The organism is Spirillospora sp. NPDC047279, from assembly GCF_040643285.1.
GTDB lineage: Bacteria > Actinomycetota > Actinomycetes > Streptosporangiales > Streptosporangiaceae > Spirillospora.
Genome location: NZ_JBEYUA010000015.1, coordinates 189,510 through 204,184 on the forward strand (window position 1 = coordinate 189,510; position 14,675 = coordinate 204,184).

Annotated in this window: 11 protein-coding genes and 1 tRNA gene; 10 read left to right on the forward strand and 2 right to left on the reverse strand. The window is 73.3% G+C overall.

Going from position 1 to position 14,675, the window contains the following annotated elements:
- Positions 1-65 precede the first annotated feature (65 nt).
- The 9 genes from ABZ810_RS33975 (at position 66) to ABZ810_RS34015 (ending at position 10,107) form a co-directional block, all read left to right on the forward strand.
- A complete protein-coding gene (locus ABZ810_RS33975; protein ID WP_358410251.1) occupies positions 66-1,889 on the forward strand; it encodes a methylmalonyl-CoA mutase family protein in 1,824 nt (607 codons plus the stop codon).
- A complete protein-coding gene (gene scpA, locus ABZ810_RS33980) occupies positions 1,886-4,102 on the forward strand; it encodes a methylmalonyl-CoA mutase (RefSeq protein WP_358410252.1) in 2,217 nt (738 codons plus the stop codon). The genes ABZ810_RS33975 and scpA overlap by 4 nt, the downstream gene beginning before the upstream one ends.
- Positions 4,103-4,112: 10 nt before the next feature.
- Complete coding sequence (gene meaB, locus ABZ810_RS33985; protein WP_358410254.1) at positions 4,113-5,099, forward strand: methylmalonyl Co-A mutase-associated GTPase MeaB; 987 nt, start codon at positions 4,113-4,115, stop codon at positions 5,097-5,099.
- A 67-nt stretch (positions 5,100-5,166) separates the two neighbouring features.
- Entirely contained in the window at positions 5,167-6,144 is a 978-nt protein-coding gene (locus ABZ810_RS33990) for a GNAT family N-acetyltransferase (protein WP_358410256.1), read from the forward strand.
- Between the two features lie 101 nt (positions 6,145-6,245).
- Positions 6,246-7,109, forward strand: a complete 864-nt coding sequence (locus tag ABZ810_RS33995; RefSeq protein WP_358410259.1) for a hypothetical protein — start codon at positions 6,246-6,248, stop codon at positions 7,107-7,109.
- A 159-nt stretch (positions 7,110-7,268) separates the two neighbouring features.
- Positions 7,269-7,339: transfer RNA gene (locus ABZ810_RS34000), tRNA-Asn, on the forward strand.
- A 32-nt stretch (positions 7,340-7,371) separates the two neighbouring features.
- Positions 7,372-7,812 (forward strand): HNH endonuclease, encoded by a 441-nt coding sequence (locus ABZ810_RS34005; RefSeq protein ID WP_358410261.1) that lies wholly within the window; start codon positions 7,372-7,374, stop codon positions 7,810-7,812.
- Between the two features lie 234 nt (positions 7,813-8,046).
- The gene (locus ABZ810_RS34010) at positions 8,047-8,982 is read left to right on the forward strand and encodes a hypothetical protein (RefSeq protein ID WP_358410263.1); all 936 of its coding nucleotides are present in this window, start codon (positions 8,047-8,049) and stop codon (positions 8,980-8,982) included.
- A gap of 234 nt (positions 8,983-9,216) precedes the next feature.
- Positions 9,217-10,107, forward strand: coding sequence for a LuxR C-terminal-related transcriptional regulator (locus ABZ810_RS34015; protein ID WP_358410265.1), 891 nt, complete (start codon positions 9,217-9,219; stop codon positions 10,105-10,107).
- 52 nt (positions 10,108-10,159) lie between these two features.
- On the opposite strand, the gene ABZ810_RS34020 is transcribed toward ABZ810_RS34015, so the two are convergent.
- Both ABZ810_RS34020 and ABZ810_RS34025 read right to left on the reverse strand, forming a co-directional pair.
- Complete coding sequence (locus ABZ810_RS34020) at positions 10,160-11,584, reverse strand: ATP-binding protein (protein ID WP_358410266.1); 1,425 nt, start codon at positions 11,582-11,584, stop codon at positions 10,160-10,162.
- Positions 11,581-13,227: an FAD-dependent oxidoreductase gene (locus ABZ810_RS34025; RefSeq protein ID WP_358410268.1), complete on the reverse strand. Its 1,647-nt coding sequence runs from the start codon at positions 13,225-13,227 to the stop codon at positions 11,581-11,583. Before ABZ810_RS34025 ends, ABZ810_RS34020 begins: the two co-directional genes overlap by 4 nt.
- Positions 13,228-13,395: 168 nt before the next feature.
- Between ABZ810_RS34025 and ABZ810_RS34030 the strand changes: the two genes are divergently transcribed.
- Positions 13,396-14,451 carry a Gfo/Idh/MocA family oxidoreductase gene (locus ABZ810_RS34030; RefSeq protein ID WP_358410270.1) on the forward strand — a complete coding sequence of 352 codons (1,056 nt, stop codon included), beginning with the start codon at positions 13,396-13,398 and terminating at the stop codon, positions 14,449-14,451.
- The last annotated feature ends 224 nt before the right edge of the window (positions 14,452-14,675 follow it).

Genomic DNA, 14,675 nt, shown 5'->3' on the forward strand with positions numbered 1-14,675 from the left:
CACGGATCCGGGGTAAGGGGGACCCGGTCGAAATGCCCAGTACGCGCTCGCTTACCATCCCAGGCATGACGGTGCCGCCTGAAGAACTCGACCTGGCCACCGCCTTCCCACCCGCCTCGCGGGACCGGTGGAGGGAGATGGTGAAGGGTGTGCTGCGCAAGTCCGGCGCGGCCGCCGACGACACGCCGCTGGACGAGATCGAGGGCCTGCTGACCCGCGATTCCTACGACGGGGTCCCGATCGCGGCCCTGTACACCGGCGACGACGCCCCGCCCGGCCGCCCCGGCCTGGCCCCGTACGTGCGCGAGGTGCGCCCGGACGGCGAGGGGCTGGCCGGCTGGGACGTGCGGCAGCGCCACGCGCACCCCGATCCCGCCGTGACCCGCGAGGCGATCCTCGCCGACCTGGAGAACGGCGCCACCTCGGTGTGGCTCACGCTGGGCGCCGCGGGCCTCCCGGTGGACGCGCTCGCCGAGGCCCTGCGCGGCGTCTACCTCGACCTGGCGCCCGTCGTCCTGGACGCGGGGGCCGAGACCGAGCAGGCCGCCGAGGCGTTCCTCGCCCTCGTCGCCGAGCGAGGCCACGCCGCGGAGGTGTCCGGCGGCCTCGGCGCCGACCCGCTGGGCCTCCAGGCCCGCACCGGCTCCGGGCCCGGAGCCGCGGCGGCGGCGGGGCTCGCGGTGCGCTGCGCCCGTGAGTTCCCGGGGCTGCGCGCCATCACCGTCGACGGCACCGTCCACCACGACGCGGGCGGGTCCGACGCCGAGGAGCTCGGCGGCGCGGTCGCCGCCGGGGTCGCCTACCTGCGCGCGCTCACCGACGCCGGGCTGAGCGTCGACGAGGCGTTCGGGCAGATCGAGTTCCGCCTCGCCGTCAACGCCGACCAGTTCCTGTCCATCGCCAAGCTGCGCGCGGCCCGGCGGTTGTGGCGGCGCGTCGCCGAGGTCAGCGGCGCCTCCGACGGGACGGTCATGCGCGTGCACGCCGTCACCTCGTCCGCGATGATGACCCGCCGCGACCCGTGGGTGAACATGCTGCGCACCACCGTGGCGACGTTCGCCGCCGGGGTCGGCGGCGCGGACGCGGTCACCGTGCAGCCGTTCGACGCCCGGCTGGGACTGCCCGACGGCTTCGCCCGGCGGATCGCGCGCAACACCCAGACGCTCCTGCTGGAGGAGTCCAGCCTGGCGCGGGTGGTCGACCCGGCCGGCGGTTCCTGGTACGTCGAGCGGATCACCGAGGACCTCGCGCGGGCCGCCTGGGAGTGGTTCACCGAGATCGAACGGGCGGGCGGCCTGGCCGCGGCGCTCGGCTCGGGCCTGGTCGCCGACCGCCTCGCCGCCACCTGGGCGCGGCGCCGCGAGGACATCGCCCGCCGCAAGGCCCCGCTGACCGGCGTCAGCGAGTTCCCCAACCTCACCGAGAAGCCGCCCGCCCGGCCCGCGGCCCCCGTCCAGCCGTCGGGAGGCCTGCCGGCCGTCCGCTACGCGCAGGACTTCGAGGCGCTCCGCGACCGTTCGGACGCCCACGCGGAACGGACCGGGGCGCGGCCCGCGGTCTTCCTCGCCACGCTCGGGCCGATCGCCGTGCACACCGCGCGGGCCTCGTTCGCCGCCAACCTGTTCCAGGCGGGCGGGATCGAGACCGTGACCGGCCCGCCCGGGGAGTTCGCGGCGAGCGGGGCGCGGGTCGCCTGCGTCTGCTCCAGCGACAAGCTCTACTCCGAGGAGGCCGCCGACGCGGCGCGGGTGCTCAAGGAGGCGGGCGCGACCAGGGTCTGGCTGGCGGGCAAGGGAGCCTACGAGGGGGTGGACGCCAACGTCTTCGCCGGTTGCGACGCGGTCGAGGTGCTGGAGACCACCCTCCACGATCTGGGAGTGAACCGATGATCCCCGACTTCGCCGACATCGAGCTCGGGACCCTCGACCCGGGGGCCGCCGACGAGGCGGCCAAGCAGTGGCGCGCGGCCGTCACCGAGTCGACCGGCCAGGACCCGGACGCGCAGACGTGGGACACGCCCGAGGGCATCGGCGTGCGGCCGCTCTACACCGGCGACGACCTGGCCGGGCTCGACTTCCTCGACACCTACCCGGGCATCGCCCCGTACCTGCGCGGCCCCTACCCGGCCATGTACGCGACCCAGCCGTGGACGATCCGCCAGTACGCGGGCTTCTCCACCGCCGAGGAGTCCAACGCGTTCTACCGGCGCAACCTCGCCGCCGGGCAGAAGGGCCTGTCGGTCGCCTTCGACCTGGCCACCCACCGCGGCTACGACTCCGACCACCCGCGGGTGGCGGGCGACGTCGGCATGGCCGGGGTGGCGATCGACTCGATCTACGACATGCGGCAGCTCTTCGACGGCATCCCGCTGGACAGGATGAGCGTGTCGATGACCATGAACGGCGCGGTGCTGCCCGTCCTGGCGCTCTACATCGCGGCGGCCGAGGAGCAGGGGGTGGCGCCCGAGCAGCTGGCCGGGACCATCCAGAACGACATCCTCAAGGAGTTCATGGTCCGCAACACCTACATCTACCCGCCGTCGCCGTCGATGCGGATCATCTCCGACATCTTCGCGTTCACCTCGCAGCGGATGCCCAAGTACAACTCCATCTCGATCTCCGGCTACCACATCCAGGAGGCCGGGGCCACGGCCGACCTGGAGCTGGCCTACACCCTCGCCGACGGCGTCGAGTACATCCGGGCGGGCCGCGACGCGGGCCTCGACATCGACGCGTTCGCGCCGCGGTTGTCGTTCTTCTGGGCGATCGGCATGAACTTCTTCATGGAGGTCGCCAAGCTGCGCGCGGCCCGGCTGCTGTGGGCCAAGCTGGTCAAGCGGTTCGATCCGCAGAACGCCAAGTCGCTCAGCCTGCGCACCCACTCGCAGACCTCCGGCTGGTCGCTGACCGCCCAGGACGTCTTCAACAACGTCGCCCGCACCTGCATCGAGGCGATGGCGGCCACGCAGGGCCACACCCAGTCGCTGCACACCAACGCGCTGGACGAGGCGCTCGCGCTGCCGACCGACTTCTCGGCCCGCATCGCCCGCAACACCCAGCTGCTGCTCCAGCAGGAGTCGGGCACCACCCGCACGATCGACCCGTGGGGCGGCAGCGCCTACGTCGAGCGCCTCACCTACGACCTGGCGCGCCGGGCCTGGCAGCACATCGAGGAGGTCGAGGCCGCGGGCGGCATGGCCAAGGCGATCGACGAGGGCCTGCCCAAGCTGCGCATCGAGGAGGCCGCCGCCCGTACGCAGGCGCGGATCGACTCCGGGCGCCAGCCGGTCATCGGCGTCAACAAGTACCGCCCCGACGCCGACGAGCGGATCGAGGTCCTCAAGGTCGACAACGCCGCCGTGCGCGCCCAGCAGATCGACAAGCTGCGGCGGCTGCGCGAGGAGCGTTCGGAGGACGACGTCCGGGCCAGGCTGGCCGCGCTCAGCAACGCCGCGCAGGCCGCCGAGGACGGGACCCGCCCCGGCGACCTGGCGCACAACCTGCTCGGGCTGGCCATCGACGCGGCCCGGGCCAAGGCCACCGTCGGCGAGATCTCCGACGCGATGGAGCGTGTGTACGGGCGGCACGCCGCGCAGATCCGTACGATCTCAGGCGTGTACCGGGAGGAGGCAGGGCAGGTGAGCGCGATCGAGAAGGCGCGCGCCGCGACCGCCGCGTTCGAGGAGGCCGAGGGGCGCCGGCCCCGCCTGCTGGTCGCCAAGATGGGCCAGGACGGCCACGACCGCGGCCAGAAGGTCATCGCCACCGGCTTCGCCGACCTCGGCTTCGACGTCGACGTGGGCCCGCTGTTCCAGACGCCCGGCGAGGTCGCCCGCCAGGCCGTCGAGGCGGACGTGCACATCGTCGGCGTCAACTCGCTCGCCGCCGGCCACCTCACCCTGGTGCCGGCGCTGCGCGAGGAGCTCGCGTCCCTGGGCCGGGACGACATCATGATCGTCGTCGGCGGGGTCATCCCGCCGCAGGACTTCGACGAGCTGCGCGCCGCCGGCGCCGCGGCGATCTTCCCGCCCGGCACCGTCCTCGCGGACGCGGCGCTCGGCCTGCTGGAGGAGCTGTCGGCCAAGCTGGGGCACGCCGCGTGAGAGCCACCACGTGAAGCCCTCGCTCGACGACTACGTCAAGGGGGTGCGGGAGGGCTCCCGGGCGTGGATCGCGCGCTCGATCACGCTCGTGGAGTCCGGCCGCGCCGACCACCGGGAGCTGGCGCAGCGGCTGCTGGTGGAGCTGACCCCGCACGCCGGGGGAGCACGGCGGGTCGGCATCACGGGCGTACCGGGCGTCGGCAAGTCCACGTTCATCGACGCCCTCGGCACCGACCTGACGGGGGAGGGGCACAAGGTGGCGGTGCTGGCCGTCGACCCGTCCTCGACCCGCACCGGCGGCAGCATCCTCGGCGACAAGACCCGGATGCAGCGGCTCGCCGTCGACCCGAACGCGTTCATCCGCCCGTCGCCGACCGCCGGGACGCTGGGCGGCGTCGCCAAGGCCACCCGCGAGGCGATGGTGGTGATGGAGGCGGCCGGCTACGACGTCGTCCTGGTCGAGACCGTGGGCGTCGGCCAGTCGGAGACGACCGTCGCCGAGATGGTCGACTCGTTCCTCTTCCTCACCCTGGCCCGGACCGGCGACCAGCTGCAGGGCATCAAGAAGGGCGTCCTGGAGCTCGCCGACGTCATCGCGGTCAACAAGGCCGACGGCCCGCACGAGATGGACGCCAGGAAGGCCGCCCGCGAGCTGGCCGGCGCGCTGCGCCTGCTCCGCAGCGACGAGCGGGCCCGCGACATCCCCGTCCTCACGTGCAGCGCCAAGGACAACACCGGGCTCGACACGGTCTGGCGGCACATCGTCGACCACCAGGACCGGCTGCGCGAGACCGGCGAGCTGGAGGAGCGGCGCCGCCGCCAGCAGGTCGGCTGGACCTGGGCGATGGTGCGCGAGCGGCTGCTGACCGAACTGCGCGAGAACCCGGCCGTCCGCGAGCTCGCCCCGGGGCTGGAGACGCAGGTCGCCGAGGGGGAGATCACCCCCGCCCTGGCGGCGGAGCGCATCCTCGCGGCGTTCCGCCGGAACGGTTCCTGACCGGATTCCGGTCATGGGTTAAGCCGGGTGATGCTCGTGGCGCCCCGGAATCCGCTACAACAGTCTGATGGACGTCATCGCGGTCGATGATCCCACGGACGCACAGATCCGGCAGTGGCACGCCGTGCTGCTCGCCGTCCACGCCGACGACCCGGCCGGGGACCCCGCCCCCGAGCCCGAGCAGACGGTGGCGCGCCTGCTGGGCGCCGAGCAGGGTTCGCGGCAGCGGCTCTTCGCCGCCGTCGAGGGCGGCGAGATGGTGGCCGTGGCGGCCCTGCGGCTGCCCGGCGAGCCCGGCGCCGACCGGCCCGGCGAGATCGACATCCGGGTCCGGCCCGGCCACCGCCGCCGCGGGCTCGGCACCCGGCTGCTCGCCGAGGCCGCCCGCGGGCTGCGCGGCGACGGCCGTTCCAGCGTCCTCGCCCAGGTGACCGCCGGGACCCCGGCGATCCCGTTCCTGGAGACGCACGGTTTCCACTGCGTGCTGACGCTGAGCGGGCTCCAGCTCGACCTGGCCGACGTCCCGCCCGAGCGGGTCGCCGCGCTGGTCGCGGCGGGCCCGCCGGGATACGAGCTGGTGCGGTGGCGGGGCGTGGTGCCGGACGAGTACGCCGCGGCGCTGGCGCGGGCGAAGCACGCGATGGCCGACATGTCCGCCTACGAGGGCGCGCCGTGGGACGCCGACCGGGTGCGCGAGATGGCCGAGATGGTCAACAAGCGCGGCGACGGCCTCTACACCGTCGCCGCGGTGCGGGGCACCACGGTCGCGGGGTTCACCGAGATCGTCGTCCCCGCCGACACGCCCGAGTGCGCGGCGCAGTACGACACCGCCGTGGTCCCCGAGCACCGCGGCCGGCGGATCGGCATCTGGGTCAAGGCGGCGATGCTGGAATGGCTGCGCGCCGAACGCCCCGAGGTGCGCGAGATCGAGACCGACAACGCCGGCGACAACGTGCACATGCTCGCGGTCAACGAGGAGCTGGGCTTCCAGCGGCAGCGCGAGTCGCGCGAATACCAGGCCGCGGCCGCCGACCTCCCCGGCTGAGTTATCCCCAGAACCCGGTTCTGGTGCGCCGGCCCGGGTGCCGGCCCGAGCCTGGTCCTGCCCGCGGTCCCTCCCGGACCGCCGCAGGATCAGGAGGCCCCGTGCCCACGCTGACGACCCCCGCGTCGGTCACCACCCGGTTCCTGGTGGCCACCGGCGAGTCCCTCACCCCGCCCCTCGGCTACCTCCGTGACGCCCTCCCCGGCACCCCGTTAGGCCGCACCTCCCTGGGCCGCACCGCCCGCGACCTCCTCGGCTCGCCGCTGCTGGAGGTGGCCGCCGGCCGGCCCGTGCCCACCCCGTGGACGCCGCGGCTCCCGGGCCTGGGCGGAGCGCCCGAGCGGCTGCGGCAGGTCATCGAGGCGAGCCACCACATCGTGCTCACGGCCGTGGCCGCGCCGTCCGCACAGCCCCGCCAGGCCCGGGCCGCCCGGCTGGTGGCCCGCACCCTCGCCGCCGCCGTCGGCGGCGTCCTGGTCGACCTCGACTCCAACCAGGTGGTGTCGGATCGTCCCGAGCCCGCCCGGTTCCACCTCGGCGACGAGTGGATCGGCGTCTTCGTGGCGATCGACGGCGCGCGCGACGCCGAGCGCTGCGTCAGGGTCTCCACCTCCGGCATGCACCGCTTCGGCCTGCCCGAGCTGGTGGCCCGCGAGGTCGCCTACGGCCACATGCTCACCGCCGCCAACGTCCTGCGCGCCCTCGCCCACCGGGTCTTCGCCGACCGGCCCGGCTCCCTGCCCGCCGACGAGACCGTCGACACGGGCGACCTCTACCGCTTCTGGGGTGCGCGGCCGGGCCGCGAGGGAGGACTGCGGGTCCGGCTGGCGGCCGCCGAGGCCGACTGCGCCGGGTGCGAGGCCGCCGTCGAGGTGATCCCGACCACCGGGCGCGGCGACGCCCGCTGGTGGGAGCTGAGGGCGGGCGCGGTGATGCCCAGGCTCATGTCGGCCCTCCCCGAATGACGGATTCCGCGAGTGGCGGCGTTCCCCGGCGCCGGGCCCCTCCAAGCCCGGCGCCGGGAAGCGCCTCCCGGTGGTACGGAAAATCCGTTGCCCGGGTTCGATGGGATCGGCAATCTAATGATGGCGCCGGTAAACCGGCACCGGGAATTGCCGGTTCATTCCTCTGTAGTTCAAAGGCAGAACGCCGCACTGTTAATGCGGATATCCAGGTTCGAATCCTGGCGGGGGAGCGGGCACGAGACAGGTCAGGGAGGTGGAGATGATGACCGTGCTCGTCCTGAACGCGTCCTACGAGCCGTTACAGAACGTCGACCTGCGGCACGCCATCCGCATGCTGGTGCGCGGGGTGGCCGTCGTCGAGGAGGCGGAGGAGGGGCGCACGTTCGGCCGCTATCCCGTGCCGCGGGTCCTGAGGCTGGTCAGGTACGTCGCGATGCGCTGGCGGCACGGCCGCCGCCCGCCCTGGAGCAAGCGCGGCGTGTACCTGCGCGACAAGGGCCTGTGCGGCTACTGCGGACGGCGCGGTCACACCATCGACCACGTGATCCCGCAGTCGCGCGGCGGCGGGGACACCTGGGACAACACCGTTCTGGCCTGTGGCAAGTGCAACAACCGCAAGGGCAGCCGGACGCCGGCCGAGGCCGGTATGCGGCTCGCCCTCGAGCTGCGCGTCCCGCGCTGGGAGGAGCTCGTCGGCTTTTAGCGGCGGCCGGGAGACCGGCCGCCGCTTTTATCCTGTGAGCCCTCATCCGGTAGCATTCTGGTGACTCTGTGTATTGAGTGAAGCCGATGAGGCTAATTGGCCGATTGTGGTAGCGTGCCGCCAATCTTCTGCATGATTCGGAGGAGATCAGTGGCGGCCCCCCTCGACCCCCTCGGCCGGAAACGACGTGATTCCGGCCGGCACCCGTTGCGCCGTAGGTGCGCGGCTCTCGCCGTGGTCGTGGCGACCTCCGCGTTGCTGCCCGCGGCGTCCGGCGGCGCGGCCACCGTGCCCGCGGAGCCCAAGGACGTCCAGAAGGAGTACGCCAAGCTCAAGAAGCGCGCGGACGCCCTCAGCAAGGAGTACCGCGGTGAACTGATCTCCCTGGACCAGGCCAAGCGCGCCGCCGAGCGCGCGGGCCTCGAGGCCGGCCGTCTGACCAAGGACTTCGAGACGGCGCGCGCCGACCTCAGCCGGTTCGCCGCGACCTCCTACATGAGCGGGCGGTTCGACGCGGTCCCCATGATCACCTCGGGCGACCCGCGGGCGGCCATCCGCGACATGACGGTGGTCGAGCACCTCGCCCGCAACAACGGGCGCCGCATCGAGAGCCTGGAGGTCCTCGCCGGCCAGGCGACCAGGTCGCAGCAGACCGCCCGGGCCAAGCTGGCGGACGTGGAGAAGGAGATCGAGGAGCTGGAGGGCCAGCGGGCGCGCGTCAAGAAGCTGCTCGCCAAGTACAAGCCCGAGGTGCCCAGCGCCCCCAGCGCCCCCGGTCGGCCGGACGGTGCGCCCAAGACCAAGTCCCCGCTCGTCGGCCCCTCGATGACCGCCCGGATGCGCACGCTGATGCTGGCGATCGACGGCAGGTACGGCCCGTTCCCCACGATCGGCTGCTCCCGGCCCGGCGACCCGCAGGACCACGGCTCCGGCCGCGCCTGCGACTTCATGGAGAGCACCGGCGGCAACATGCCCAGCGCGGGCGCCCGCGCGCACGGCGACGCCGTCGCCCAGTTCGTGATCAGCAACGCGTCCCGCTACGGCGTGAAGTACGTGATCTGGCGGCAGCGCATCTACGACATGCGCGGCGGAGGCGGCTGGAAGGCGATGTCCGACCGCGGCAGCGTCACCGCCAACCACTACGACCATGTGCACGTATCCGTGCTCTGATCACCGGTCGGCCCGTATACGACCCGCTTCGGGGGTGTGACGTGCGGAACGCCGGGTACATGTGTGACGTCGGCGGCCTTTGCGTTCCGAACACCTGTCGATGACCTTGAGGAGACCCTAGACTCCAACGCGCCGGTCATCGATCACGTTCTGTAGTCATTTGATGGCCGAGGGTGGCGACGAGTTGTGGTGCCGGCGGGGAGAGGCCGGCGCGACGGGGTGGTGACGTACGGGGTGAACTCGCCTGCGCGGGAGGCGGCCGACCAGCTGGTGCGGCTCACCCGTCTCGTCGTGCGCGCCGGCGACCCGCCCGCGCCGTGGCACGAGCCGGGCCCGGGGCCGGAAGGCCGCCGGATCCTGCGGCACAACCAGGCCGAGCTGACCGAGCGCGAGCAGCAGGTCTTCGGGCTCATCGTGAGCGGCGGGTTCAACCGGCACCTGGCGGAGATCCTGGAGATCTCCGAGGAGGCCGTGGAAAGCCACCTCCGGGCGTTGCTGCGCGATTTCGAGCTGCCCCAGCGGATCCCGGTGCCGCCGCGCCGGGCCGCGCCGCGCAGGAGATCGCACCGGCGGCGGACCGCGCTCCTGGTGACGCCCGCCGTCATGGGCGGCGCGCTGCTGGCGTTCCACCTCCAGCCGGTCGCCGTCCGGAGCAAGGAGATCCCGCGGCGGCCCGCCGTCGACGCGCTCAGTCCGCTGGCCGCCTTCGGGGTGCCGCTCGGGCTGCGCCGGAGTGGAGCGTTCCCAAGCCCGCGCCCGACCCTGCCCGGCGGCGTCGCGACCGCGACCTCGTTCTGGGACCCGGCGACCGCGCGGGGCGCGCGGATGTCGTACGACACGCTGGCCAGCCCCTACTGGCCGCTCGGCACCCGGGTGCGGGTCACCTACCGAGACGAGAGCGTCGTCGGGGTGGTCGAGGACTTCGGCCCGGCCGACTGGGCGATCGCGCAGCACGACGTCCCGGCCATCATCGACCTCTCCGAGAAGATGATGGCCGACCTGACCGGCACCAGGTCGCACGCCATCCGGGTGCGCTTCGAGGTGCTCGAATGGGGCCGCGGCGAGGTCTACCGGGCGTCCGGGCCCGGCTACGACCTGGCCACCGGCGGCGGCCGCCCCGGCTAGCCGCGCGCACGTCAGGCCGGTCGCTCGGGCGGGCCGGGTCGGGTGGGCCGGGTCAGGCGGTCTCGGGCGGGCGGTCGTCGGTGAGGGGCAGCAGCACCTCGAATCGGGTCTCGCCCGGCCGCGACTCCACGCGGATGTCGCCGTCGTGCCGGTCGACGACGATGCGCCAGGAGATGTCCAGGCCCAGCCCGGTGCCCTGCCCGACCGGCTTGGTGGTGAAGAACGGGGTGAAGATCCGCGTGAGGTTCTCCTCCGCGATGCCCACCCCGGTGTCGGTGATCTGCACCAGCGCGTGGTCGTTCTCGCGGGCGGTCCGGATCGTCAGGGTGCCCACGTAGTCCATGGCGTAGATGGCGTTGACGAACAGGTTGGTCCAGACCTGGTTGAGCTCGGCCGCGTAGACCGGGACCTCCGGCAGGTCCGGGTCGTACTCCCGCACCACCTGGATCTTGGCCAGCTTGCGCTTCAGCATCGTGAGCGTGCTGTCGAGCAGCTTGCCCAGGTCGGCCCGCTGGTACGGGGCCCGGTCGAGCTGGGAGTACTGGCGGGCCGAGTCGAGCAGCGTGGTGATGCGGCCGGTGGCGTCGGAGATCTCCGCCTGCAGCTGGCCGATCTCGAGGATCTCGGCGAGCCAGCGCATGGCGGCGGGCATCTGGGCCTCGCCCGCCACCTCCGCCACCGCCTCGGCGTCCGCGACGCCCAGGCCGGCGGCGACCAGGCCCGGCGCCAGCTCCCAGGCACCGGCGACGTCGTGCTCCTCCAGCCAGTCGCCCATCTCGTCCTCGGCGTCGCTGACCTCCATCGGGCTGCGCGGGCGGCTCTCCGTCTCGTTCAGGTGCTCGCGCAGCTTGACCAGCTTGGCGAGCCGCTCGCAGTCGACCCCCGCCGTGGCGAGCTCGGCCAGCCGCTTCTGCGCGGAGACCAGCCGGTCGCCCAGCTCGGCGCTGGCGCGGGACGCCGCCGCCGCGGGGTTGTTGAGCTCGTGCGTGAGCCCGGCGGTGATCGTGCCGAGCGCGGTGAGCCGCTCGCGCTGGTCGGCGATCCGGCGGGCGTTGCTCATGCCGAAGAAGATGCCCTCCAGCAGGTGCGCGGCCATCGGGAACCACTCGCGCACGACCTTGCCGAACTTGCGGCCGGGCAGCACGAACATCCGGGTCGGCCGGAGCGCGCGCAGCGTGTGCGCGTACCGCTGCTCGATGCGGTCGTCCAGGTAGGCCATGACCGCGCCGCCGTACACGCCGGGCCTGGCGGTGCGGCTCAGCTCGGCCTGGTGGTCATGGATGAGCTGGCTCTGCGCGATCTCGCCGTCGAGCAGCACGAAGAAGAACTCGGCGGGGTCGCCCTGGGCGCAGATGATCTCGCCCTCGCCGTAGGAGCGCACCGAGCCGTACTTGCAGAGCCACTCCAGCTGGTCGTCGTCCAGCCGCTCGAAGAGGAAGAGCGGACGGAGTTCGTCCGGCGTGACGGTCTCGGTCATGACTGCTCCAGGTAACGGTGAACGAGCGCGACGGCCATGGCCCCGTCGCCGACCGCCGAGGCGACCCGCTTCATCGAGTCGGCCCGGACGTCGCCCGCCGCGAACACGCCGGGCACGCTGGTCTCCAGGTGGTAGGGGTGGCGCTGGACGGGCCAGTCGCGCGGGCGGCGCCCGTCGGCCACCAGGTCGGGCCCGGTGAGCAGGTAGCCGCGGTCGTCGCGTTCGACCACGCCCTCCAGCCAGTCGGTGCGCGGCTCGGCGCCGATGAACACGAACAGCCAGCCGCAGTCGACGGTGCGCTCGCCGCCGGGGCCCGACAGCGTGAGCCGCTCCAGGTGGTCGGAGCCGCCGCCGCCCGTCACCTCGGTGCCGGTGTGCACCTCGATGTTGCCGATCCCGGCGATCTGCTCGATGAGGTAGTGCGACATCGATCGTTCCAGCCCCTCGGACCGCACCACGATGTGCACGCGCTTGGCCACCTGCGCCAGGTTGACCGCCGCCTGCCCGGCCGAGTTGGCGCCGCCGACGACGTACACCTCCTGGTCGGCGCAGCTGGGCGTCTCGGCCATCGCCGCCCCGTAGAAGACGCCGACGCCCATCAGGTCGTCCAGGCCGGTGGCCTCGAGCCGCCGGTAGGAGACGCCGGTGGCCAGGATGACCGCGTGCGCCGCGATCTCGGTGCCGTCGGCCTGCCGCACCACCCGGGCCTGGCCGCGGGTCTCCAGCCCGACGACCTTGCCGGTGGTGATCAGCTCGGCGCCGAACCGTTCGGCCTGGCGGCGGGCCCGGTCGGCGAGCTGCGAGCCGGAGACGCCGTCGGGGAAGCCCAGGTAGTTCTCGATCCGGGAGCTCTGGCCCGCCTGGCCGCCCGAGGCGTGGCGTTCGATCAGGATGGTCCGCAGGCCCTCCGAGGCCCCGTACACCGCGGCGCCCAGGCCCGCCGGGCCGGCGCCCACCACGACCAGGTCGTAGAAGTCGGCGGCCGGCGCGGTGGACAGGCCGACCGCCGCGGCCAGCTCGGCGTCGGTGGGCGCGGAGAGCGTGGTGCCGTCGGCCGTGACGACCAGGGGGAGCTCGGGGGAGCCCGCCGCCTTGATCAGCTCGGCGGCCTCCGGCGAGGTGTCGAGCAGCCAGGTGTAGGGCACCTGGTTGCGCGCCAGGAAGTCGCGGACCTGGTACGAGCGCGACGACCAGCGGTGGCCGACGACGCGCAGCTCGTCCGGCGGGGTGCGCTCGGTCCGACGCCAGGCGTCCAGCTGCGAGTCGATCACCGGGTAGAACTTCTCGTCCGGCGGGTTCCAGGGCTTGAGCATGTAGTGGTCGAGATCGACCACGTTGATGGCCCTGATGGCGGCGTCGGTGTCGGCGTAGGCCGTGAGGAGCACCCGGCGGGCGTAGGGGAACAGGTCCATCGCCTCTTCGAGGAACTCCACCCCGGTCATCTCGGGCATCCGGTGGTCGGCCAGCAGCAGCGCGGTGTCGTCGCCGCGCAACCGCAGCTCGCGCAGCGAGTCGAGGGCCTGCGGGCCGGACTCGGCACGGACCACCCGGTAGGACTCGGCGTACCGGCGGCGCAGGTCGCGCGCCACGGCCCGGGACACGCCCGGGTCGTCGTCCACGGTCAGCAGCACAGGCTTGGACAACACCCAACTCCCTCGGTTCCGCGTGATTCGCTCAAAGCCTACGTCGCTGGAAGATCGCTGCCGAGCTCCGGCCCCGAACCCGGCCGGACGGACGCGCATCGGGGTCGTCCGGCCACCGTGCGTACCCCGGTGCCGCACGCCGTGGCCCGCATCGGCGATGATCAGAACATGGACGTGCGCGTTGCTCTCATCGGTTACGGCACCGGAGGCTCGGTCTTCCACGCCCCGCTGATCTCCTCGGTGCCCGGGCTGCGGCTGGCCGCCGTGGTGACCTCCAACCCCGAGCGCCAGGCGGCGGTGCGCGAACGGTATCCGGAGGCAAGGATCCTCGACGGCGCCGACCGGCTCTGGGAGGCGACCGGGGTCTACGACCTGGTGGTGGTCACCGCCCCCAACCGGCAGCACGTGCCCCTGGCCAGGGAGGCGCTGACCTCGGGCATGGCGGTCGTGGTCGACAAGCCGGTCGCCGCCACGGCGGCGGACGCGCGGTCGCTGGCCGCGTTGAGCGCGGTGCGCGGATTGCCGGTGATCCCGTTCCAGAACCGCCGCTGGGACGGCGACTTCCGGACCGTCAGGAAGCTGATCGGCGACAACGAGCTGGGGCAGGTGAGCCGGTTCGAGTCACGTTTCGAGCGATGGCGGCCCCAGGTCAAGCCGGGCTGGAAGGAGAGCTCCGACCCCAGGGACGCCGGCGGGATCCTGTACGACCTGGGAGCCCACCTCGTCGACCAGTCGGTGCACCTCTTCGGCCGCCCGCAGCAGGTGTACGCGGAGATCGACGTCCGCCGGCCCGGCGCGGAGGCGGCCGACGACGCCTTCGTCGCGCTGAGCCACCTGGACGGCACCCGGTCGCACCTCTGGATGAGCGCGGTCGCGTCCGACCTCGGGCCGCGCTTCCGGGTGCTGGGGGATCGGGCCGCCTACGTCGTCCACGGGCTGGACGGGCAGGAGGACGCGCTGCGCGGCGGTGCGACACCGGGCGACCCGGATTGGGGGATCACCCCGCCCGAGGGGTATGGCACTCTCGGCACGCCCGGTGAGGAACGGGTGCAGGCCACCGAGCCCGGCGCCTACCAGGAGTTCTACGCCGAGGTCGGGCGCGCCGTCCGCGGCGAGGGGCCGCCGCCGGTCTCGATCGCCGACGCGATCCTCGGCCTGGAGATCATCGAGGCCGCCCTGCGCTCCGCGCGCGACGCGAAGGTCGTCGACCTCCCCCTCCAATGACGCCCGTTCGGCAGCGCCCGTTCGGTGGCGCGGGCCGCCTTGTCTCGGGAGGGACAAGCGCGGCACCGGAATCTGTCGGATGCGCACAAGCGCTCGGTCGGGCGCCGTGGTTTGCTGCTCTTGTCGGGCTCACACCGGCATGCGAGGCCCGGGCCGACGCCCCCACGGCCCGGGTCCGCGGCAGCCCGCCCGTCCCGCCAGGCCGCGGCCGGCGCCCGGAATCA

Coding starts and splice junctions, on each gene's coding strand:
- ABZ810_RS33975 (WP_358410251.1), top strand. CDS start 66: ATGACGGTGCCGCCTGAAGAACTCGACCTGGCCACCGCCTTCCCACCC.
- scpA (WP_358410252.1), top strand. CDS start 1,886: ATGATCCCCGACTTCGCCGACATCGAGCTCGGGACCCTCGACCCGGGG.
- ABZ810_RS33990 (WP_358410256.1), top strand. CDS start 5,167: ATGGACGTCATCGCGGTCGATGATCCCACGGACGCACAGATCCGGCAG.
- ABZ810_RS34005 (WP_358410261.1), top strand. CDS start 7,372: ATGACCGTGCTCGTCCTGAACGCGTCCTACGAGCCGTTACAGAACGTC.
- ABZ810_RS34020 (WP_358410266.1), bottom strand. CDS start 11,584: ATGACCGAGACCGTCACGCCGGACGAACTCCGTCCGCTCTTCCTCTTC.
- ABZ810_RS34030 (WP_358410270.1), top strand. CDS start 13,396: ATGGACGTGCGCGTTGCTCTCATCGGTTACGGCACCGGAGGCTCGGTC.